Raw genomic sequence first — 19,447 nt, forward strand, 5'->3', positions numbered from 1 at the left:
CTGTGATTTTGGGGCGTTATGAGGAGGTCGACGGTTTGAGCGCCGCCAGTGTTTTGGGATCGCGGGCCTGTGCGCCGACGGATCGGTCAACAAGCGATGGGAACAGGCGCTGCACTTTGACAAAGAACCGCTCGGCCCCTTTGGGGAAACTCTCGCGTTTGCCTTTGAGGATGGCATCCCAGGCCTGGGCGGCCACCGCATCGGCGGTGTCCAGTGTCATCTGCATCGGCTCCACCAAAGTGCCAAAGGCGCTTTCGGCTGCGGTCCGTGTGGCGCGCGGGGCAACATATGTGACGCCGACGCCTGTGCCTGACAATTCGCGACGCAGCGCATCAGAGAAGCCGCGCAGGCCGAATTTTGTGGCAGAATATCCGGCAAAGAACGGGTATGCGATATCCCCAAAGACCGAGCCGACATTGACGATGCGCCCCTTTGCGTGCCGCAAGGCGGGCAACAGGTCGCGGGTAAGGGCCATGGGTGCGACCAGATTGGTGGTTGTCATCCGTTCAAGCTCCGCGTCCGACATATCGCCGATGTGTCCCACACTGAGCACGCCTGCATTGTTGATCAGAATGTCCAGCCTCTCACCAACGGTCTTTGCAATTGCAGCGCGACCTTCGGATGTGGTCACATCCGCCACGACACAGCGCACGTCGGTCCCGGTGCAGGCCGATTTGGTCTGTTCCAGCGTGGCCTCTGTGCGGCCTGCAAGGAGCATGCTTGCCCCGAAGGAGGCGGCCTCGATTGCCAGCGCGCGGCCAATGCCGCTGCCGGCGCCGGTAATCAGGACGGTTTTTGAATCTGTCATGACAAGATCCTTTCTGCGGGATTTTCTGGGGGCTTTTCCGCGGGCCATCCTGCCGGGGCGGTCAGCGTAACGGCCGGACGGGAATTGATAATCTGGGCGACAACGGCCCGGTTGGGCGTTCCGGCCGGAAACAGCAGTCCAGGTTCCGACGGATCGGTGAGGATCACGGCATTCGGGTAGGCATAGGGCGGAAGATCCGCGAGGTGGTGTTCAATGGCCGCCAATTCGATCGGGGCAGCCGCCACCACGACCAAGACCAGCGCACCGTCCTGCGCCCGCAATCCAAGGCCAGAGCAGAGGATACGCGGGTCGGCGTTGACGCGCTGCTCCACCCACTCGGGTGAGATATTGCGCCCCGCACCGGTCACCAGAAGCGCATCCTTGCGCCCATCGATAACCAGCCGACCCTTGTCAAAATGCCCGATATCCCCGGTTCGCCAGACATCCGGTGCCGCAGCGCCGTTCAGATAGCCGCACATAACCGTGGGGCCGGAAACGACAATTTCGCCACCGTCCAGAGTGACCTTCAACCCGTCAAGCACCGCCCCCACCGTTCCGGGATAATTGTCGCCGGGCCGGTTCATCGCCACAACTGCGCAGCATTCGGACAGCCCGTAGCCTTCGTATACCGGGATGCCTGCGGCAATGGCTCTGTGGATCAGGGCCGGCGCGCTGGAGGCCCCGCCAACCGCGACAAAACGCAGGCTGTCGGGGGCCGCCCGCGCGCCCAACGCCTCCACCCAACGACCCATAACTGCAGGCGCCAAAAGGCTGGTTGTGGGGCGAACCACCTCAAAGGCTGCAACCAAGGGCGTGATTGGTGCGCCAAAGATCGCCTTGGTCGCGTCGAACCGGAACACGGTTTTGGCTCCGGCCACAATGGGCAGGAAAATACCGCAGATCTGTTCCAGCAATTGGGCGAGTGGTAAGATCGACAGATGTGTGTCCGTCGCGTCTGCGCTGACAACCCGGCTCAGCGCGGCAACAGATGCGCTCAGCTGGCGGTCCCCGAGAACAACCCCTTTTGGGGTGCCGGAAGACCCCGAGGTGTAGATGACCCGCTCAGCCCCGCCACCATAAGGGCGCAAGGCAAGAGGATTTGGCGGCGTCTCTGCGACATCCACCAGCCGCAGGTGAGGCAGATCCGCAAAGAGTGCGGCATTGTCTGTCACAACGCCAGCCACCTGGGCGTCCATCAGAACATGGGCATTCTGGGCCGAGCTAAAGAAGAACGGCAGGGGAACCTGTCGTTTGGCACAGAGTGTCAGCGCCAGATCCGCCACAACGTAGTCAATGCCACCCGCAAGACCGATTGCAACTGTGCCGGTCACCTCATCCAGATCACGGGCGAGACGTTCAACACGGGAGGCGAGGTCCTGCCAGCTGATATGACCCGCATCGTCTTCAAAGGCGATATCATCGGGGCGCGTGGTGGCGTGGTGGCGCAGCGCATCAAACACCTGTTTCATCACGAGGCCACCGTTGCGATTTCCGCACCACGTCCGCGCGGAGACAATCTGGCAGGCTGCGCCCCGACTTCGCTAAAGGCGCAGACCCGTGGGTCGGTCGTGTAATAACTGCCCCAATCTTGGGGGGGTGCCACGCTGGACGCCAGTGCAGCAGCCTGTGCGGGAGCCAGTTCTGTATAGGCAAGCCCGGTGCGGCGCAGCAATTGGCGCAGTGGCTTGGTCGCGGTAAACACACCGCAGGTCATGCCATTTGCCCGCCCCCATTCGATCATCCGATCAAGCATGGGCAGAACCGGAAACGGTGTCCTGGAGGCCAGAGAGACAACCTCCATGATCTGATCTGCGGGCACCTCCAGATTGGCGCGCTGTTGCAAGGCCGTTGAAAAATCCGAGTTCAGATAGGCGTCCGAGAAAAAGCCGTCACGCGCAGTGCGAATACCCGCAGCACAGAGGATTTCGCCGTCAAGTCGCCGTGCAACCACCAGGAGCGGGGCAAATTCGGTGATCCTGGCGCGGTAGGTGTTCCAATACACACTTTGTATATGAGTTTGCGCCCCGGTGCGCCCGGCGCATGTGCCGCTTAAAAATTCGATTTTCATACTCGACCTCAACTTGCCATGGTTTGACGTGTTGAGGTGTCATCGCGGGTCTGGCTTACAACAGACTTACAGAGTCAGAAAACATCACCTGAGTTTTAAGATACCTTGTTGGCAATGAAAGAAAATACGCTGCCACCGCCGGCGCGATCCTCGATCAGCACCGAGGCATTGTGGCATTCAGCAACAGATTTCACGATGGCCAGCCCAATCCCCGAACCAGAGCCGCCTGTATGGGCCTGGCTGCCTCGGTTGAAGCGTTCAAACAGGGCCGGTTTCAGACTGTCGGCCACCCCCGGTCCCCGATCAAGGACCCGCCAGCCGACGGGATCGGACAGGACCTCGATCTCCACCTCGCTGTGTTCGGCAGTGTAGTGAAGCGCATTGCGGATCAGATTGCTGAGCGCGATATTCAAAAGGTCGGCGTTGCCGTTCAACCGGGCGTGTTTTGCCCCGGTGACAGAAAGGCTGCGACCACGGCGCACCGCGCCACAGGCATATGTGGCTGCGGTTTCGGCGGCCAATGCGTATAAATCCACGGGCTCAAAAACCGTCATCGGCGCGGCCTCGGAGCGCGCAAGATCAATCAGCTGGCTGAATATCCGGTCCAGCTGATCCGCGTCTTGCGACAATGTGTGTTTCAGATCCGGATTATCAATCCGTTCAATGCTGGACTTCAAAACCGCAATTGGCGTGCGAATTTCATGGGCCACATTAGAGGAAAAATCCCGCTGCGCCTGATAGCCACGTTCCAGACGGTCAAAGGCCTGGTTGACGTCCTGGATCAAGGGTAGAAACTCGGTTGGCACGGTGGCGGCTTCCAGTCTGCGACCTGCGGCAAGGGGACCGATTGAGCGGGCCTGCTCGGACAGGGCGCGCAGGGGAGCCAGCGAACGGCGGGTCGCAAACAGGGCCGCGCCCAGAACCATCACAACCCCAAGGAAGCCCCACCAGATCTCTTCTTCGATTTCGTGCAGAAGTTTGGAAAACTGCGTCTCATTGCTCCACTTTGGGAACGTCGACACCAGCACATAGATGTCCTGATCCATGATGATTGCCCGCAGACCAAGGCCGATCCGATCCCCCGGCAACGCGATGGGGCTGGGCGTGCCAAGCTCCATCTGGGCAAGCTGCTGCCAGATAGGGTCCGATGTTTCGCCGCCCGCCACAGGGCGGCCGTCCGCGGTAAAAACGGTATAGCGGAAGTTGCCCTCTGCCCCCTTGAAACGCAGCGCCTCCCGATCCAGGCCAAACCCGGACAGAGTGGGGTCGATCTGTCCGAGGACCTCCCGGGCCTCGTCGACCATCGCCTCTTCCAGATTTTCTGAGAGATGCTCTTTGAACTCGCGGATCAACACCACGCCACCGGCCACCATACACAGGATCAGCGCCGTAATGATATTCAGCAGCAGCCCCCGTTTCAGGGAGCGTTTGGCACCAAACAGGAAGGTCCAAAACCTCAAGACGCACATTCCTTGAGTATATAGCCGATGCCGCGCAGATTGTGGATTTCGATAGAGGCGCCTTTTTCGGCCAGTTTCTTGCGCACCCGGTGGGTCAGCACCTCGATGGCATTGGGGGTTGCCGGATCATCAAAACCATACAGCGCGTTTTCGATGGCGTCCTTTGTGACAACCCGGTCTGAACGGCGCAGGAAAAGCTCCAGCAAGGCAAGCTCACGTTTGGAAAAACTGTTGGCGACCCCATCAATCGCAACAGAGCGGTCTGCCGTCTCGAAGGTCACATTGCCCAGCGACAGCGTCATCCCAAGCGCCCCACCCGGACGGCGCAGCACGGCATGGGTCCGCGCGACGAGTTCCGACACCGCAAAGGGTTTGACAAGATAGTCATCGGAGCCGGTGTTCAGACCTTTGATCCGGTCCTCCAGCGCATCGCGGGCCGTGCAGATGATCACCGGGGTCTGGCTGTTGATCTGCTTGATCCTGGGCAGCAATTCCAGCCCATCACCGTCCGGCAGGCCAAGGTCAAGGATAACCGTGTCATAGTCAAAACTTCTGGCCGCATGCAACGCATCGCCGGCTGTATGAACCACGTCCACCACAAACCCCGCATCACGCAAACTGGCGCTCGTGTTGAGCGCCAGCTTCTCGTTGTCTTCAATATATAAAAGCCGCATCTGGCCGAAACGTCCTATTTCCGAATGTACATGACGGTTGACCCATCATCGGCCTTGAAGGCGACCTGCGCAAGATTGCCATCAACGTCATACCAAAGATCACGGGCCAGATCACCGGAGATCCGATAGTGATGCGCCGCAACGGAACCGCGTTTGGTTGACACAGTTTCAGTGCCCAGATCCGCCACCCGCACATTCATAATTGTGCCGTCGATGGTGTTCATCAACTTGCCACTGCGCACGATGTCATCGTTCCAAAGGCTGGCTGGCAAGGTCCCTTTGCCCGCAGATTTCAGCTGATGCGGCTCCCCGTCATCATTGGTGTTCGAGCTGATCTCCTGCAAGTTTCCGCCTTTCCACTGCTCTTCACTTGCGTGTTTGAAGCTGTAGGCTGTGGTGCGGATCAACGGCACCTTTACGGCGATATCGGTTGCGACCTTAACGGTGAAAGAGCCCGCCTCGCCGGAAAACCGATAGGTGTGATCGCCGATATCCTTCCCTTTGCGGATGACATCAAAGCTCAGGCTGCCCGAGGACGGGATCGAGAGGGCGCTGACAGGGGCCGCGCACGCGACGACAAACCCGACAGCCAAACCAAAGAGACGCATAATGAACTCCATTCCAGTTGCGATCCGGGCCTTTTTGGAGCGCGACACTTACAGGACACTTACAGGTGGAGATTTTTCCGGCGTAACTTAACCTTCGCAGGGTCAAAAGGGACGGTTCAAACGGCGAACAACAGCGCAACCGGCCCAAGGGCAGACAGCGCATGGGACATTTCCTCTGTCGGGCAATCCGCGACATGCGCACGCGTTTGCAGAGAATTGTCACGAGAATTGGGTGGGGATCTTGATCAGAGTATCTCAAGATGCCCGTTAATCGCCCATTAAGGGCCAATCTTCACTGAGCCTTAAGGTTTGACATCTAAAGAACAGTCAGTTGTGTAAGCGGAGTTACGAGTTATGAGCCTTTCTCTTTCGGACTTAGAACGGGTGGTTAAATCATCAAGCGATCTGTCCGGCGCGGGTCTTGCCACGAAGATCCTGGTTTCTCGCCTTCGACGGGAATTTGCGAGTGATCCCGGGACGTTGTCAAAGGCAGTATCAGAGCTGCAAGCCTTTTTTGCGAAAAACACATTCGCTGTAAACGACCTCAAAAGCATCTAGGAGATCAAACCATGAAAAACAAAATGATGACGGTGTCCGAGACTTCGGCTGCAATTGAGAATGGCGGATTTTATGTAATCGCAGGGGACGAAAGCGCATTGGGCAAACTGCCCAAAGGAAACTGGATCGGCGGCACCAGCGTTTACTTTTTGTCCGAAACAGGCGGAAAGGTTGACCAGGACAATCTTTTTGTAACGGAATTTGAAGCAATGGCAGGCGCCAATACGCGCTATCTCTCTGTCGAGGATTTGCCTCACCTGGCGGAAGGGTATCAAGACAATGGTGCATCCATTATTCTGATCCCCGCCATGTCTGCAGCGCATCAGGCCTTTGCAATCGACGGAGCTGGCTACAACGGGCTTTTTGATCAGCCGCTTATGGGCTGGGTGACCGGCGTCCACCTTGATAATCTTGGCACACAAAGCCCCAAGGTTTTTGACGGAGCATCTGGGCAGTCCTACGAGGATGGTGTGGTTTTGATGCACCTGGATGTCGGCGTCGATAAGGCGGCAGACATCGACATCATCAACCTGTTCAAACAAGATGACGCAGGCGATCTGATCACCTTCAAGACCACCGGTTTCTCCACAACCAAAGCGCTTGTGAACGGCGAAGAGGTGGATTTTGCTGCCTATCTCACCGACAAAGGCGTCGATACCCGCATGCCGCTGGTGGCGAATTATGCGGGCGCAATGATCAATGTTTCGTTCCAGGCTGTTGACGCAGACCAGAACAAGGTGGACTTTTACGCACCCGTCATTGAAGGCGCAGAGTATCGTATTGCGAAAACGCCGGGTGATTATGCGTCCGAATTCTCCGGCCTTGTCGGCGAAGGCGGTGCGGATGAATTCAGCTGCAATTGTATTCTCAACTACCTGTACGGCGAGCTGGAAGGAAAGAAAACAGGCGGCTTCACCGGTCCTGCGACCTTTGGCGAAATCGCTTATGTGCTGCTCAACCAAACGATGGTGCGCATGAGCGTCAAGGATATCGCGGCCCAAAACGCCGCGTGATCAAGCCGCTGCACTTCGCGAAAAGATGACGGACCGGCTGGTGAGGCAAACTCTCACCAGCCGGTCCGGTTGATTACCGTTTCACAGCATTGCGGGCACCACCAGATCCGGTGGGCGGTGGCCGTCCTCAAACGTTTTGATGTTCAACAGCACCTTCTCTCCCATCTCGATCCGGCCTTCGCGTGTGGCGGACCCCATGTGTGGCAGAAGGACAACGTTGGAAAGCTCCCGCAGGCGCGGGTTGATCTGGTGGCCGTTCTCATAAACGTCAAGCCCCGCGCCTGCGATCTCATGCGCGCGCAGCATACGGGTCAGGGCGTTCTCGTCGATGACCTCGCCGCGAGAGGTGTTGACGATCACCGCGTCCGGTTTCATCAGCTTCAGACGACGCGCATTCATCAGGTGATAGGTCGACGGCGTCGCCGGGCAATTGACCGAAATCACATCCATCCGGGCAACCATCTGGTCAAGGCTGTCCCAATAGGTGGCCTCGAGCCGGTCTTCGATATCGCCGTGAAGGCGGCGGCGGTTGTGGTAGTGGATCTGCATCCCAAAGGCAGAGGCGCGTTTGGCCACGGCCTGCCCCACGCCCCCCATACCAAGAATGCCGATGCGGCGCCCCGCAAGGCGGCCGCCCAAAAGCGCGGTGGGTGCCCATCCCCCCCAATCGCCCTGTTGCATCAGCGCAAGGCCTTCGGGAATGCGGCGCACCACGGCCATAATCAGCGCCATGGCCATATCGGCCGTATCATCGGTCAGAACGCCTGGGGTGTTTGATACCAGAATACCGCGCTGGCGGGCCGTGGCCACGTCAATATGGTCAACGCCCGCGCCATAATTCGCGATCAGTTTCAGCTGGTCTCCCGCCTGCCCCAGCACAGCGGCGTCAATCACATCTGTTACCGTTGGCACCAGCACGTCGGCAGTTTGCGCCGCCTCGATCAGCTCGGGCCGGGTCATCGGCGTGTCATCTTCGCGCAGAGTGACATTGAACAACTCGCTTAGTCGGGTTTCCACCGGTTCTGGTAACCGTCGCGTAACAACAACACTCAGTCGTTCTCTGGGCACTTTGAGCTCTCCTCCGCTTTCCACCATCAGGCCTCCTGTGGCATGGTGAACGAGGACGCAGGCAGGCACAAGAACCCAAGTTGTTTTGGTTGCAGCTTTTACGCCAAATCGCTTATGTGAAGGTCATAGGCTAAGACAGGCAAAGCGACGGTTCAGAATGCTGCGCGCCAAAGCAGGCCAAATGCAGAACACCAAAAAGAGTGAGCAGGCAGTGACAAAACCAACAGTTGGACGTCCCACAGCGGTGCGTGGGTTCGCGGTTGTTTTCTTGTGTGTGGTGATTTTTTTGGCAGCGCTGCCGGGCATGGGTGCGGCAATGGAACGCGGCCCGGTCACCAACCTGCCCTTACCCAGATTTGTGTCGATGAAAGCATCCGAAGGCAATGTGCGCCGGGGGCCATCGCTGACCCACCGGATCGACTGGGTGTTCAAAGGCCGTGGTATGCCGCTTGAAATCACTGCGGAATATGGCCATTGGCGCCGGGTGCGCGACCGTGATGGCGCCGGCGGCTGGGTGCATTACGCGCTGCTGTCTGGTGCGCGCACTGTTTTGATCGAACAGGATATGACGCAGGTTTTTTCCCGTCCCGATCCCCGCGCACAGGTCACAGCCGCCTTTGAGCTTGGGGTGATTGCCCGGCTGGGGGAATGCAATCTGGACTGGTGCCAAGTGACCGCCGGTGGCTATCGTGGCTGGGCCCGCAAGGACAAGCTGTGGGGCGTCGCGCCCGACGAAGTGCGGGAGTAATCTCCGCCGCTGCCTGCTTCTTGTCGCTGCTGTCAATTCAGGCTCCGACCAAGTTTCACCCCGCACGGGGTCACATCGTTCTTGTCGGCTTCGCTTCTGCCGCGCTAAGCCTTTGGCGCAGTCGACCATTTGCAGACACGTGAATGGGCAGAGTGCTGATCTTGCAAGCAATATGAGGTAGGCCGATGCCTGGTACTTCTGTAATCCCGGTGCGCGGAGATGCGCAGCTGCCGCCCCGTGTGGATGTGGTTGTTATCGGGGGCGGTATTATCGGGGCCAGCACGGCCTTGGAGCTGGCGGAACGCGGCCAGTCTGTTGCCTTGTGCGAAAAGGGAGAGATCGGTGCCGAGCAGAGCTCTCGCAATTGGGGGTGGGTGCGGATTTCCCGGCGGGACCGGCGCGAAATCCCGTTGATGGCCGAAGCGCTGCGGATCTGGCCCGACCTGGCAAAGCGCACCGGGCACGATCTGGGATATACACGGGCGGGCATTGCCTATGCCTGTGCGAGTGACGCCAAGATTGCCCGGTTTGAACGCTGGTCCGAGCATTTGACCCCGTTCCAACTGCCCGGCCATATCGTACGAGGAGAGGCGCTGGCGGATCTGTTTCCTGGCGCGCGCACCCTGCCCCATGCGGTGTTTCACACGCCGATGGACGGTCGGGCCGAACCGCAGAAAGCCACCCCCGCCATTGCAGAAGGAGCACGCACCCATGGCGCTGCAATCCTGACCCACTGCGCGGTGCGCGGCGTGGAAACTGCAGCTGGGCGCATCAGCGCAGTGGTGACAGAGCGCGGTTCGATTGGGTGTGATGCGGTGGTTCTGGCAGGCGGGGCGTGGTCCCGACTGTTCTCCGGCAATATGGGAATAGACTTACCACAGCTGCGGGTGCTGAACACTGTGCTGCGCACAGCTCCCCTGGAAGGAGGCCCCGAGGTGACCTTTGGCACAGATGACTTTGCCATGCGTAAACGTCAGGACGGCGGCTATACGCTGGCGGATGGCAGCATCAGCCATGCAGATATCGTGCCTGACAGCTTCCGTCTGGCACGCCCCTTCTTACCGGCCTTGCGCCATCAATGGCAGGACCTGCGCCTGCGGCTCGGCCCTCGGTTTGTGGAAGAAGCAGGCTATGCAAGACGCTGGTCGTTGGACCAGATTACACCGTTTGAACGTCACCGGGTTCTGGACCCCACGCCGCACGCCGCCACCGCGCGCAAGATCCAGGCGGCGGCGGCCAGACATTTTCCGATCTTTGAACAGGCCACGATTGCCCAGACCTGGGCGGGGATGATTGATGTCACCCCAGATGCGCTGCCGGTGATTTCACCCGTCGAAAGCACACCGGGTTTCTTTATTGCCACCGGTTTTTCCGGCCATGGGTTTGGCATCGGACCCGCTGCCGGGCGATTGATGGCAGAGCTGATCACTGGCGCCGCACCCTGTGTTGATGCAGGCGTTTTCCGCTTGTCCCGGTTTACCGACGGGTCAAAGACGATCTTGGACGATGGGTTCTGAGGCTGAAATCAGCAGCCAGTGTTCACCCCCGGGCAGGCCGCATTGACAGGCCGTTGTGGAACAGATGCACCTTGTCCGGGGTGGCTGCCATGCGCACGGTCTGGCCGCGCAGTTCCTTGCGGTTACCGGCGAGTTTGCCAATCAGTGAGGTCGCGCCCGCCTCGGTGTCGAAATAGAGCAGCGTGACCTCTCCCAAGGCTTCGGTGATGTCGACGCGGGCCTCGAACAGGGCCTCACTGTCGGCTTCAAACAGGTCTTCGGGGCGAACGCCGATATTCACGGTTTTACCAAGGTCTGCATCATTGGTGGGAATGTCAGAGACCGCCACCCCGCCCCCTTCAAGGGTCACGGTTGTCTGTGTACCGGTTGCCGTGATCTTGCCCGGCAAGAGGTTCATCGCCGGTGAGCCGATGAATTGGGCCACAAACTCGTTTTCCGGGCGCTCATACAGATCCAGCGGAGTGCCGACCTGGGCAATGGCCTTGTTGGCCAGGACCACGATGCGGCTGGCCAATGTCATCGCTTCGACCTGATCATGGGTCACATAGATCATGGTGCGGTCTGGCATCGCCTCTTTCAGCCGGGCGATCTCGATACGGGTGGCGACACGCAGGGCCGCGTCCAAATTCGAGAGCGGTTCGTCAAACAGATAGACCTTGGGGTCGCGCACGATGGAGCGACCAATGGCGACACGCTGGCGCTGCCCGCCGGACAGTTCCTTGGGCAGGCGGTCCAGATAGCTGTCGAGTTGCAGGACCTTGGCGGCTTTTTCCACGGCTGCGTCAATTTCCGCCTTGGATTTCTTGGCGATTTTGAGGGCAAAGGCCATGTTGTCGCGCACGGTCATGTGGGGATAAAGCGCGTAGGACTGGAACACCATGGCAATCCCGCGCTGTGCTGGCGGGGTGTCATTCATCACCTGGCCATCAATTGTCAGCTCGCCGCCGGTGATCTTTTCCAGACCCGCGATCATCCGCAACAGCGTGGATTTGCCACATCCCGAGGGGCCGACAAAGACGATCAGCTCCCCTTTGTCGATCTCAAGGTTGATGTTTTCCAGCACATTGACGCTGTTGGCATAGGATTTTTCCACGCCGCTCAGTTTGAGTTCAGCCATTCCCTTTGTCCCCTCCCAGGACCGCGATGCAATATTCCCAGGCGCCAAGCGTGATTTGATCACCGGATGGCTTCACCGCACCATCCAGACCATTTGACGCGTCTGACCAGCTGCCCTGCGGCAGGTTCAGCATGACGTTATTATCCCCAAGGTTAAACGCACAGAAAATCTCTTCACCGTCCGAGGTGCGATGGAATGTCAACAGATCCTCGGCCACATCAACATGGTCCTGCGTTCCGGTTTTCAGCGCCTGATGGGCGTGGCGCAGGGCAATTGCCTTGCGATAGTGGCGCAAGGCCGAACCCGGCGCTTGTTCCTGCCAGTCCACCGCCAGTTCACGCTGCTCACCGCTTACCGGCAACCAGGGTTTTGCATCGCTGAAACCTGCATTGTCTTCGGCAGACGTCCAAACCATAGGGGTCCGACAGCCATCGCGGCCTTTGAATTCGGGCCAGAATTCAATGCCGTACGGGTCCTGCAAATCCTCAAAGGCGACATCGGCCTCGGGCAGGCACAGCTCTTCGCCTTGATAAAGGCACACCGAGCCGCGCAGACACATCAGCAGCGCGACATAAGCCCGCTGTGCGGCATCGCTAAGCTGCCAGCGGGTGCCGTGGCGGACAACATCGTGATTGGAGAATGCCCAGCAGGCCCAGGCCCCTTTGCCGACGGTATTCAGGCGGTCGAACACCTCCTTGATCCAAGGGGCTGTTGCGCGTTCCGGGCCAAGAAATTCAAAGGCATAACACATGTGCATCCGGTTATCGCCCTGGGTGTATTCCCCCATGATTTCCAGACCACGCTGCGCATCGCCGACCTCTCCCAGACAGGCGCGGGCGTCATATTCATCGGTCAGGGCCCGCAGGCGTTCCAGGAAGGCCACGTTTTCAGGACGGCTCTTGGAATAGAGATGGTTCTGATTGTTGTAGGGGTTCACCATCGGGGCAATGCTGCCATTACGTTCCTCGATCGGCAGCGGCGGGTTGCTGCGCAGTTCCTGATCGTGGAAGTAGAAATTGATGGTGTCCAGACGGAAGCCGTCGACGCCGCGCTCCAGCCAGAAACGCGCGGTGTCCAACAGCTCTTGCTGGACGTCGAGATTGTGGAAATTCAGATCCGGTTGCGAGGTCAGGAAGTTGTGCAGGTAATACTGCTGACGACGCGCATCCCAATGCCAGGCGGGGCCACCAAAGATCGACAACCAGTTGTTAGGCGGCGTGCCATCGGGCTGCGCATCCGCCCAGACGTACCAGTCGGATTTGGCGTTGGTGCGGTTGGACCGGCTTTCGGCAAACCACGGGTGCTGGTCCGAGGTATGGGACAGCACGAGGTCGATCATCACTTTCAGTCCCAGCTCATGGGCGCGACTGAGGAGCGCGTCAAAATCGCCAAGGCTGCCGAACATCGGATCGACATCGCGGTAATCGCTGACATCATAGCCAAAATCCTTCATCGGCGATTTGAAGAAGGGCGAAATCCAGATGGCGTCCACTCCAAGCGAAGCCACATACGGCAGGCGCTCGGTAATGCCGCGCAGGTCACCGATGCCGTCGCCATTGCTGTCCTGAAAGCTGCGCGGATAGATCTGATAGATCACACCACCCTGCCACCAATCTACGTCCTGAGCCGTTTGAAGGGATGTTTGCATGTTCATTGATGTTTCCTATTTCACGGAACCGGCCAGAAGCCCGCGGACCAGGTATCTTTGGAGAGTGAAGAAAACCGCCAGTGGCACCGCGATGGAGACAAAGGCGGAGGTTGCAAGAATTTCCCAGTTGCCGCCGCGGGTGCCCAGAAGCTCAACCAGTTTCTGGGTCATGACCGTGGTTTCACCGGTGGCATCGACCAGGAAGACCTTGGCGACCAGAAGATCGTTCCAGGTCCACAGGAACTGGAAGATGGCAAAGGAGGCCAGTGCCGGGAAGCTGAGCGGCAGGATGATCCGGGTGAAGATCTGATATTCGGTCGCCCCATCCACACGGGCGTTTTCGATAATGTCACGCGGCAGGCCAACCATATAGTTGCGCAACAGATAGATCGCCAGCGGCAGGCCGAACCCCGTGTGCGCCAGCCAGACGCCCATGTATCCTTTGCCGATGCCAATACCGAGGTGGAGTTTCAGCAAGGGGATCAGCGCCAGTTGCAGCGGCACAACCAATAGCCCCACGATAATGGCAATCAATAGCGCGCGGCCCGGAAACTCCATCCACGCCAGCGCATAGGCCGCAAAGGCCGCCACAAGGATCGGGATAATGGTGGCCGGGATGGTCACGGTCAGGGTGCTGAAAAAGGCCTGGCTCATCCCTTCGATATTGTCGGGGTTGAACAGAACATTGCGATAGTTCTGCAGGGTCAGTTCGGGTGCGATGGTGGTGCCAAGAAAGACCCGCTGGCCGCGCGATCCGCCAAAGGCTTCGGTGTTTTCCATGCGGTAGCTGCCATCCGCGTTCAGCGTGATGGTGCCGCCCTTGCGCAGCTCGGCGGTGTCCCCCGGCTGATAGGCATCCACCGCCCGCGATGAGGTGCCCCAGCTGTGGATGGTGGCGTCGGGGGTGTCAGCGAGCAGGTTGCCCTCTATCACATACAGGGTGCCCTCCTGAACCTGCTGATCTGCCGCGGCCGCACGCAGGGTCAAAGTCTGTTCAGACGGAAACATCGCCTTCCACCAGCCACTGGTGGAAATCTGATCGGCGGTGCGGAAGGAGGATACAAACAGCCCAAGTGTCGGGAAGACCCAAAGCGCCACAAGCAGCGCAACCGAGATATGGGTGACCCAGGTCAGGGTGGATTTGGTTCCGGCGATATTGTCCATGATCTTTCTCCCTGCCTCAGCGCGTTTCATTGCGTGCATTGCGCACATTCCAGACCAGGATCGGCAGAACCAGGATCATGATCACAATGGCCGAGGCCGACCCCACGCCCCAGTCATTGGCGCGAAACAGCTTGTCGAACATGTAATTGGCCAGAACCTGCGTTTCCCACTGGCCGTTGGTCATGGTGAAGACGATGTCAAACACCTTGAGCACGGTGATGGTGATGGTGGTCCAGACCACAAGGATGGTGGTTTTGATCTGCGGCACTTTGATCTTGAAAAAGATCTGCATCGGGCTGGCCCCGTCGACAATCGCGGCTTCGACCGTTTCCTCGGGAATGCCGCGCAGGGCTGCGGACAGGATCACCATGGCAAAACCGGTCTGGATCCAGATCAGCACCAGCATCAGAAAGAAACTGTTCCAGAACGGCAGAGTCAGCCAGGTGATCGGAGCGTCCCCCCCCAGCGACATAAAGATCGCGTTGAAGACGCCGATCTGGTCCTGATCCGCAGGGCGGACGTCATAAACCAGTTTCCAGATCACCGAGGCGCCCACAAAAGAGATCGCCATCGGCATGAAAATCAGCGACTTGGCCACATTGCCCCAGCCGATCCGATCCGTCAGCTGTGCGGCCAGAAGGCCAAAACCGGTGGAGGCGGCGGGAACCACCAGAAGCCACAGCATATTATTGCGCAGGGCCTCCCAGAACTTGGCCTCGTTTGACATCTGCACATAGTTGTCGAGACCAACCCATTGGTATCCCCCACCCGGCACGCGTTCTGTGAGTGATAGCCGCAGGGTCTCAACCACCGGGTAGGCCAGATACACACCCAGCGCAAAAAGCGCGGGCATCAGAAACAGCCAAGGCCGGATCATATTGGCGCGGTTGATGTTGCGCCCGGCATTCGGGCCACGTGGGGGAAACAGTATTTTATCGAGAATCTGGTTCGACAAAGCGAAATAGGCGATGCAGGCGGTGACGCCAAAAACAATGATCGACAGTCCCTGAAGTGCCGGATGCATGGTCAGTTCCCTTATTGTGTCGGAGCCAGAATAAAAGCGGCACCGGGGCAGCCAGGAGATAGGTCCCCGCTGCCCCGATGACCTGTTCAGGTTCTTATTTCAGAGCGTCCCAGGACGCCTGAATTTCATCGGCGACATCCTGAGCGGACTTGCCCCCGGCGTAGTCAACCATGCCAGTCCAGAAAGAACCGGCACCTACGCCGCCCGGCATCAGGTCAGACGCGTCGAACCGGAACGTGGTGGCCCCCAGCAGGATCTCATTCATCTTGCGCAGGGTGGGATCAGAAAATTTCGAGGCATCGACACCTTTGTGCGGTGTCAGGAAGCCTTTGCGGGCCATCCAGATCTCATGCGCAGCAGGATCCTGCAGATAGGCAATCAGATCATGCGCAGCTTGGCTTTCATTGGTAATGGCCCAGACCGTACCTGCGCCCAGAACCGGAGTTCCCAGATCCTTGTCCGCATAGGCCGGAAAATAGAAGAAGTCCGCATCTTCTCCCACAACCGTTCCTTCGGGGAAAAACGCCGGGATGAACGATGCCTGACGGTGCATGTAGCACTGCGGGGGGGCGTCAAACATGCCTTTGGGGCTGTCGCGGAAATCTGTAGTCGCCACGGCCCCTGCCCCACCGGCGACGTAATCTTCGTTACGAGCAAAGGTACCGAATTCTTCGATCGCGGCAACAACTTTGGGATCGTTGAATTTGAGCCCGTTGTTGACCCAGGCATCATAATCCGCAGGGCTTTGGGTACGCAGCATCAGGTCTTCGACCCAATCCGTTGCCGGCCAACCGGTGGCCCCACCGGACCCGAGACCGATACACCAGGGTGTTTCGCCATCCGCCACAATCTGGTCGGTCAGCGCCTTCAGCTCTTCCATGGTGGTCGGGACGTCGTAGCCTGCGTCCTCAAAGTTTTCGGGCAGGTACCAGACCAGGGATTTCACATCCACCTTGAAGAAAAAACCATAAAGATCATCCGCACCGTCCGGACCTGCAAAGGTGCCCAGGTCAACCCAGGACTGACCGGCGGCATAATTCTCGGCAATCCAGTCGCCGGTGCCATCGGCCAGTGGCGTCAGAAAACCACCCTTGGCCAATTCGGCCGCCAGACCGGGCTGAGGGAAGATAGCGATATTGGGAGCAGAACCTGCCTCGGCGTCGATGCGGATCTGCTGTTCAAAACTGTCAGAGCCCACATAAGACACGTTGTGCCCGGTGGCCGCGGCGAAACCTTCCAGAACAGCCTCCACGTTCATCTGATCCGGGCCAAGCCAGGGGCCAAACACGGTGAGATCCTCAGCCAAGGACTGACCGGACATCAGAGCAAGCGCAGCAACGCTTGTCAAAATCGACTTCTTCATCATTCTCCTCCCAAAACACGCAAAGCGTAAGAATTCAGCAAAGCGACTCAATATTCAAAGCGCTTTGAGGTCACTTTGTACCTCCACCACCCCTCAAGCTGTCAAGCCAAAACGCTTTGGCCGCCTTATGACGCTACAAAGTAGCTTGTTTTTATGGGTTTCAATAAAGCTATTGACCAGATGCCCGTTTTTCCTGCAAAAGAATTTGAAACAGAATTGAAAGCGCTTTGAAAGATGAACCTCAAGAGCCTCGCAGAGCAACTCGGATTGTCACAGACCACTGTCAGCCGCGCCCTGAACGGCTATCCTGAGGTCAATGAGGCAACCAGATTGCGTGTGCAGGAAGCGGCGGATCGCTATGGGTATCGCCCCAACAGCCGCGCCAAGGGGCTGGCAACGGGGCGTGCGATGATGATCGGACACGTGATCCCGACCTCCAACCAGCATGAGATGGTGAACCCGGTCTTTGGGGATTTTGTCGCCGGCGCATCAGAGGCTTATGCGCGGTTTGGCTATGACATGATGTTCACCCGCGTGCTTGATGGAAGTGTCGAGCAATCCTATCGCGAGCTCCTGGCCAAACGCGCGGTTGATGGCGTTGTCATTCAAGGCCCGCTGGTGGAAGATTCACGCATCACCTTGCTCAACACGATGGGGCTGCCCTTTGTTGTGCACGGACGGTCAACCGGCATTGAAGAGCCCTATAGCTGGGTCGATGTGAACAATATCCGTGCCTTCCAGCGTGCAACCGAGTTCCTGATTGATCTGGGTCATCGCCGCATTGCCCTGCTGAATGGCCTGGAACATATGGATTTTGCCCATCGCCGCCGCGAGGGGTACATGAAAGCGCTGGAGACCCGCGGATTTCACCCCGATCCCACACTGATGAGATCGTCCGAAATGACCGAGGTCTTTGGCCACAAGGAAACAAAGGCGATGCTGGCGATGGAAAATCCACCCACGGCCTTTCTGACCTCATCCATGATCACCGCCATCGGTGTCCGCCGCGCGATCGAAAACGCGGGCCTCAAGATGGGCCGCGAAGTCTCAGTGATTACCCACGACGATGACCTGTCCTACCTGAAGAACGGACAGGATATCCCGATCTTTACGGCTTTGCGCTCATCAGTGCGCCAGGCCGGGCAAATTACCGCTGAAATGCTGGCGACCCTGATTACCTCGCCGAACCATCCTCCGATGAACACAATGCTGGAGGCCGAACTGGTCGTCGGCAGCTCTACCGGCCCTGCGCCACAGGATTGAAGTTATGCAGTTTAAACGCTCTGAATTCCCGCAGGATTTCCAATTCGGCGTAGCAACCTCGGCCTATCAGATCGAAGGTCACGCCTTTGGCGGGGCCGGCCCGACCCACTGGGATACGTTTGCCGCAACACCGGGCAATGTGGTGCGGGCGGAAAATGGCGCGCGCGGGTGTGATCACTACCATCGCTACGCAGAAGATCTGGATCTGATCATGGATGCAGGGCTGGACTGCTATCGCTTTTCCACCAGTTGGGCGCGAGTCATGCCCGAGGGGCGCGGCACCATCAACCAGGACGGTCTGGATTACTACGACCGGCTGACCGACGCGATGCTGGAACGCGGGATAAAGCCCTGCGCGACCCTGTATCACTGGGAACTACCAGCAGTGCTTTCGGATCTTGGCGGTTGGCGCAACCGCGATATTGCCGGGTGGTTTGCGGATTTCACCGAAGTCATCATGGGCCGGATCGGTGACCGGATGCACAGCGTTGCACCGATTAACGAACCTTGGTGCGTCAGCTGGTTAAGCCACTTTCTGGGCCATCACGCTCCGGGACTGCGCGACATTCGCGCCACCGCCCATGCGATGCATCACGTGCTGCTGGCCCATGGAACGGCCATTGATGTGATGCGCGGCATGGGGATGACGAACCTTGGTGCGATCTTCAACATGGAGTGGGCTGATCCGGTGGATCACACCCCAGAGGCACAAAAAGCCGCAGATACCTATGACGCCTATTATAACCGGTTCTTCCTGAGCGGAATTTTCCACAAATGCTATCCCGAAGTGGTGCTGGAGGGGATGGACGCGCATCTCCCCAAGGGGTGGCAGGATGATTTCGACGTGATTTCCCAGCCGGTCGACTGGTGTGGCGTGAATTATTACACCCGCAAGCTCTTGGCCCCGAACGATGGTCCCTGGCCACATCACCACGAGGTCGACGGCCCTCTTGCCAAGACCCAGATGGGATGGGAGATTTACCCTGAAGGGCTTTACAAGTTCCTGAAACGCACAGCAGACGAATACACTGGCGACCTGCCCATTCACATTACCGAAAACGGCATGGCAAACGCCGATGTGATAAAAGACGGTATGGTCGATGACACTCCGCGCATGGACTATATAAATCAACACATTGCGGCAGTCCAAAAGGCGATGGCGGATGGCGTTCCGGTCTCTGCCTATTTCCTGTGGTCACTGCTGGACAACTACGAATGGGCGCTGGGATATGAGAAACGTTTTGGCATGGTGCATGTGGATTTTGATACCATGGAGCGCACACCCAAGGCCTCATTCCTTGCGCTACAAGACGCCTTGTCTCTTTGAGTTCCCCCCCGCAGAGCCG

At 58.5% G+C, this 19,447-nt stretch carries 18 protein-coding genes; 6 read left to right on the forward strand and 12 right to left on the reverse strand.

What is annotated here, in order from left to right; all coding sequences use genetic code 11:
• Positions 1–16 precede the first annotated feature (16 nt).
• From ACXAEW_RS02335 to ACXAEW_RS02360, 6 genes are all read right to left on the reverse strand, one after another.
• Positions 17–808 (reverse strand): SDR family NAD(P)-dependent oxidoreductase, encoded by a 792-nt coding sequence (locus ACXAEW_RS02335; protein ID WP_474939779.1) that lies wholly within the window; start codon positions 806–808, stop codon positions 17–19.
• A complete protein-coding gene (locus ACXAEW_RS02340) occupies positions 805–2,277 on the reverse strand; it encodes an AMP-binding protein (RefSeq protein WP_474939780.1) in 1,473 nt (490 codons plus the stop codon). Before ACXAEW_RS02340 ends, ACXAEW_RS02335 begins: the two co-directional genes overlap by 4 nt.
• On the reverse strand, positions 2,277–2,876 hold the full coding sequence (locus ACXAEW_RS02345) for a thermostable hemolysin (protein ID WP_474939781.1): 600 nt from the start codon (positions 2,874–2,876) through the stop codon (positions 2,277–2,279). The genes ACXAEW_RS02340 and ACXAEW_RS02345 overlap by 1 nt, the downstream gene beginning before the upstream one ends.
• Before the next feature lie 95 nt (positions 2,877–2,971).
• On the reverse strand, positions 2,972–4,336 hold the full coding sequence (locus tag ACXAEW_RS02350; RefSeq protein ID WP_474939782.1) for a sensor histidine kinase: 1,365 nt from the start codon (positions 4,334–4,336) through the stop codon (positions 2,972–2,974).
• Entirely contained in the window at positions 4,333–5,010 is a 678-nt protein-coding gene (locus ACXAEW_RS02355) for a response regulator transcription factor (protein WP_474939783.1), read from the reverse strand. Before ACXAEW_RS02355 ends, ACXAEW_RS02350 begins: the two co-directional genes overlap by 4 nt.
• Positions 5,011–5,024: 14 nt before the next feature.
• A complete protein-coding gene (locus ACXAEW_RS02360) occupies positions 5,025–5,618 on the reverse strand; it encodes a DUF6134 family protein (RefSeq protein ID WP_474939784.1) in 594 nt (197 codons plus the stop codon).
• 354 nt (positions 5,619–5,972) lie between these two features.
• On the opposite strand from ACXAEW_RS02360, the gene ACXAEW_RS02365 reads away from it, so the two are divergent.
• Positions 5,973–6,176 (forward strand): hypothetical protein, encoded by a 204-nt coding sequence (locus tag ACXAEW_RS02365; protein ID WP_474939785.1) that lies wholly within the window; start codon positions 5,973–5,975, stop codon positions 6,174–6,176.
• An 11-nt stretch (positions 6,177–6,187) separates the two neighbouring features.
• Positions 6,188–7,189 (forward strand): DUF6976 family protein, encoded by a 1,002-nt coding sequence (locus ACXAEW_RS02370; RefSeq protein WP_474939786.1) that lies wholly within the window; start codon positions 6,188–6,190, stop codon positions 7,187–7,189.
• An 81-nt stretch (positions 7,190–7,270) separates the two neighbouring features.
• Here ACXAEW_RS02370 and ACXAEW_RS02375 read toward each other — a convergent pair whose 3' ends face one another.
• Positions 7,271–8,257 (reverse strand): 2-hydroxyacid dehydrogenase, encoded by a 987-nt coding sequence (locus ACXAEW_RS02375; protein WP_474939787.1) that lies wholly within the window; start codon positions 8,255–8,257, stop codon positions 7,271–7,273.
• A gap of 304 nt (positions 8,258–8,561) precedes the next feature.
• Here ACXAEW_RS02375 and ACXAEW_RS02380 point away from each other — a divergent pair, with 304 nt between their 5' ends.
• Both ACXAEW_RS02380 and ACXAEW_RS02385 read left to right on the forward strand, forming a co-directional pair.
• Positions 8,562–9,005: an SH3 domain-containing protein gene (locus tag ACXAEW_RS02380; RefSeq protein ID WP_474942982.1), complete on the forward strand. Its 444-nt coding sequence runs from the start codon at positions 8,562–8,564 to the stop codon at positions 9,003–9,005.
• Between the two features lie 185 nt (positions 9,006–9,190).
• Complete coding sequence (locus ACXAEW_RS02385; protein ID WP_474939788.1) at positions 9,191–10,522, forward strand: NAD(P)/FAD-dependent oxidoreductase; 1,332 nt, start codon at positions 9,191–9,193, stop codon at positions 10,520–10,522.
• A gap of 22 nt (positions 10,523–10,544) precedes the next feature.
• On the opposite strand, the gene ACXAEW_RS02390 is transcribed toward ACXAEW_RS02385, so the two are convergent.
• From ACXAEW_RS02390 to ACXAEW_RS02410, 5 genes are all read right to left on the reverse strand, one after another.
• On the reverse strand, positions 10,545–11,639 hold the full coding sequence (locus tag ACXAEW_RS02390; RefSeq protein ID WP_474939789.1) for an ABC transporter ATP-binding protein: 1,095 nt from the start codon (positions 11,637–11,639) through the stop codon (positions 10,545–10,547).
• Positions 11,632–13,293 carry an alpha-amylase family glycosyl hydrolase gene (locus ACXAEW_RS02395; protein WP_474939790.1) on the reverse strand — a complete coding sequence of 554 codons (1,662 nt, stop codon included), beginning with the start codon at positions 13,291–13,293 and terminating at the stop codon, positions 11,632–11,634. Before ACXAEW_RS02395 ends, ACXAEW_RS02390 begins: the two co-directional genes overlap by 8 nt.
• A 9-nt stretch (positions 13,294–13,302) precedes the next feature.
• Positions 13,303–14,451 carry a carbohydrate ABC transporter permease gene (locus ACXAEW_RS02400; RefSeq protein WP_474939791.1) on the reverse strand — a complete coding sequence of 383 codons (1,149 nt, stop codon included), beginning with the start codon at positions 14,449–14,451 and terminating at the stop codon, positions 13,303–13,305.
• A gap of 16 nt (positions 14,452–14,467) precedes the next feature.
• Complete coding sequence (locus ACXAEW_RS02405; protein ID WP_474939792.1) at positions 14,468–15,475, reverse strand: carbohydrate ABC transporter permease; 1,008 nt, start codon at positions 15,473–15,475, stop codon at positions 14,468–14,470.
• A gap of 94 nt (positions 15,476–15,569) precedes the next feature.
• Entirely contained in the window at positions 15,570–16,838 is a 1,269-nt protein-coding gene (locus ACXAEW_RS02410) for an ABC transporter substrate-binding protein (protein ID WP_474939793.1), read from the reverse strand.
• A 234-nt stretch (positions 16,839–17,072) separates the two neighbouring features.
• Here ACXAEW_RS02410 and ACXAEW_RS02415 point away from each other — a divergent pair, with 234 nt between their 5' ends.
• Both ACXAEW_RS02415 and ACXAEW_RS02420 read left to right on the forward strand, forming a co-directional pair.
• A complete protein-coding gene (locus ACXAEW_RS02415; RefSeq protein WP_474939794.1) occupies positions 17,073–18,101 on the forward strand; it encodes a LacI family DNA-binding transcriptional regulator in 1,029 nt (342 codons plus the stop codon).
• 4 nt (positions 18,102–18,105) lie between these two features.
• Positions 18,106–19,428, forward strand: a complete 1,323-nt coding sequence (locus tag ACXAEW_RS02420; RefSeq protein WP_474939795.1) for a GH1 family beta-glucosidase — start codon at positions 18,106–18,108, stop codon at positions 19,426–19,428.
• Positions 19,429–19,447: the final 19 nt, after the last annotated feature.

The sequence above is a fragment of the Epibacterium sp. ABZ3_068 genome, assembly GCF_056159265.1.

What these genes read in the sequence shown, in the direction of transcription:
- ACXAEW_RS02335 (WP_474939779.1), bottom strand. Translation starts at nt 808, where the DNA reads ATGACAGATTCAAAAACCGTCCTGATTACCGGCGCCGGCAGCGGCATT.
- ACXAEW_RS02340 (WP_474939780.1), bottom strand. Translation starts at nt 2,277, where the DNA reads ATGAAACAGGTGTTTGATGCGCTGCGCCACCACGCCACCACGCGCCCC.
- ACXAEW_RS02345 (WP_474939781.1), bottom strand. Translation starts at nt 2,876, where the DNA reads ATGAAAATCGAATTTTTAAGCGGCACATGCGCCGGGCGCACCGGGGCG.
- ACXAEW_RS02355 (WP_474939783.1), bottom strand. Translation starts at nt 5,010, where the DNA reads ATGCGGCTTTTATATATTGAAGACAACGAGAAGCTGGCGCTCAACACG.
- ACXAEW_RS02360 (WP_474939784.1), bottom strand. Translation starts at nt 5,618, where the DNA reads ATGCGTCTCTTTGGTTTGGCTGTCGGGTTTGTCGTCGCGTGCGCGGCC.
- ACXAEW_RS02365 (WP_474939785.1), top strand. Translation starts at nt 5,973, where the DNA reads ATGAGCCTTTCTCTTTCGGACTTAGAACGGGTGGTTAAATCATCAAGC.
- ACXAEW_RS02370 (WP_474939786.1), top strand. Translation starts at nt 6,188, where the DNA reads ATGAAAAACAAAATGATGACGGTGTCCGAGACTTCGGCTGCAATTGAG.
- ACXAEW_RS02380 (WP_474942982.1), top strand. Translation starts at nt 8,562, where the DNA reads ATGGGTGCGGCAATGGAACGCGGCCCGGTCACCAACCTGCCCTTACCC.
- ACXAEW_RS02385 (WP_474939788.1), top strand. Translation starts at nt 9,191, where the DNA reads ATGCCTGGTACTTCTGTAATCCCGGTGCGCGGAGATGCGCAGCTGCCG.
- ACXAEW_RS02390 (WP_474939789.1), bottom strand. Translation starts at nt 11,639, where the DNA reads ATGGCTGAACTCAAACTGAGCGGCGTGGAAAAATCCTATGCCAACAGC.
- ACXAEW_RS02395 (WP_474939790.1), bottom strand. Translation starts at nt 13,293, where the DNA reads ATGAACATGCAAACATCCCTTCAAACGGCTCAGGACGTAGATTGGTGG.
- ACXAEW_RS02400 (WP_474939791.1), bottom strand. Translation starts at nt 14,451, where the DNA reads ATGGACAATATCGCCGGAACCAAATCCACCCTGACCTGGGTCACCCAT.
- ACXAEW_RS02405 (WP_474939792.1), bottom strand. Translation starts at nt 15,475, where the DNA reads ATGCATCCGGCACTTCAGGGACTGTCGATCATTGTTTTTGGCGTCACC.
- ACXAEW_RS02410 (WP_474939793.1), bottom strand. Translation starts at nt 16,838, where the DNA reads ATGAAGAAGTCGATTTTGACAAGCGTTGCTGCGCTTGCTCTGATGTCC.
- ACXAEW_RS02415 (WP_474939794.1), top strand. Translation starts at nt 17,073, where the DNA reads ATGAACCTCAAGAGCCTCGCAGAGCAACTCGGATTGTCACAGACCACT.
- ACXAEW_RS02420 (WP_474939795.1), top strand. Translation starts at nt 18,106, where the DNA reads ATGCAGTTTAAACGCTCTGAATTCCCGCAGGATTTCCAATTCGGCGTA.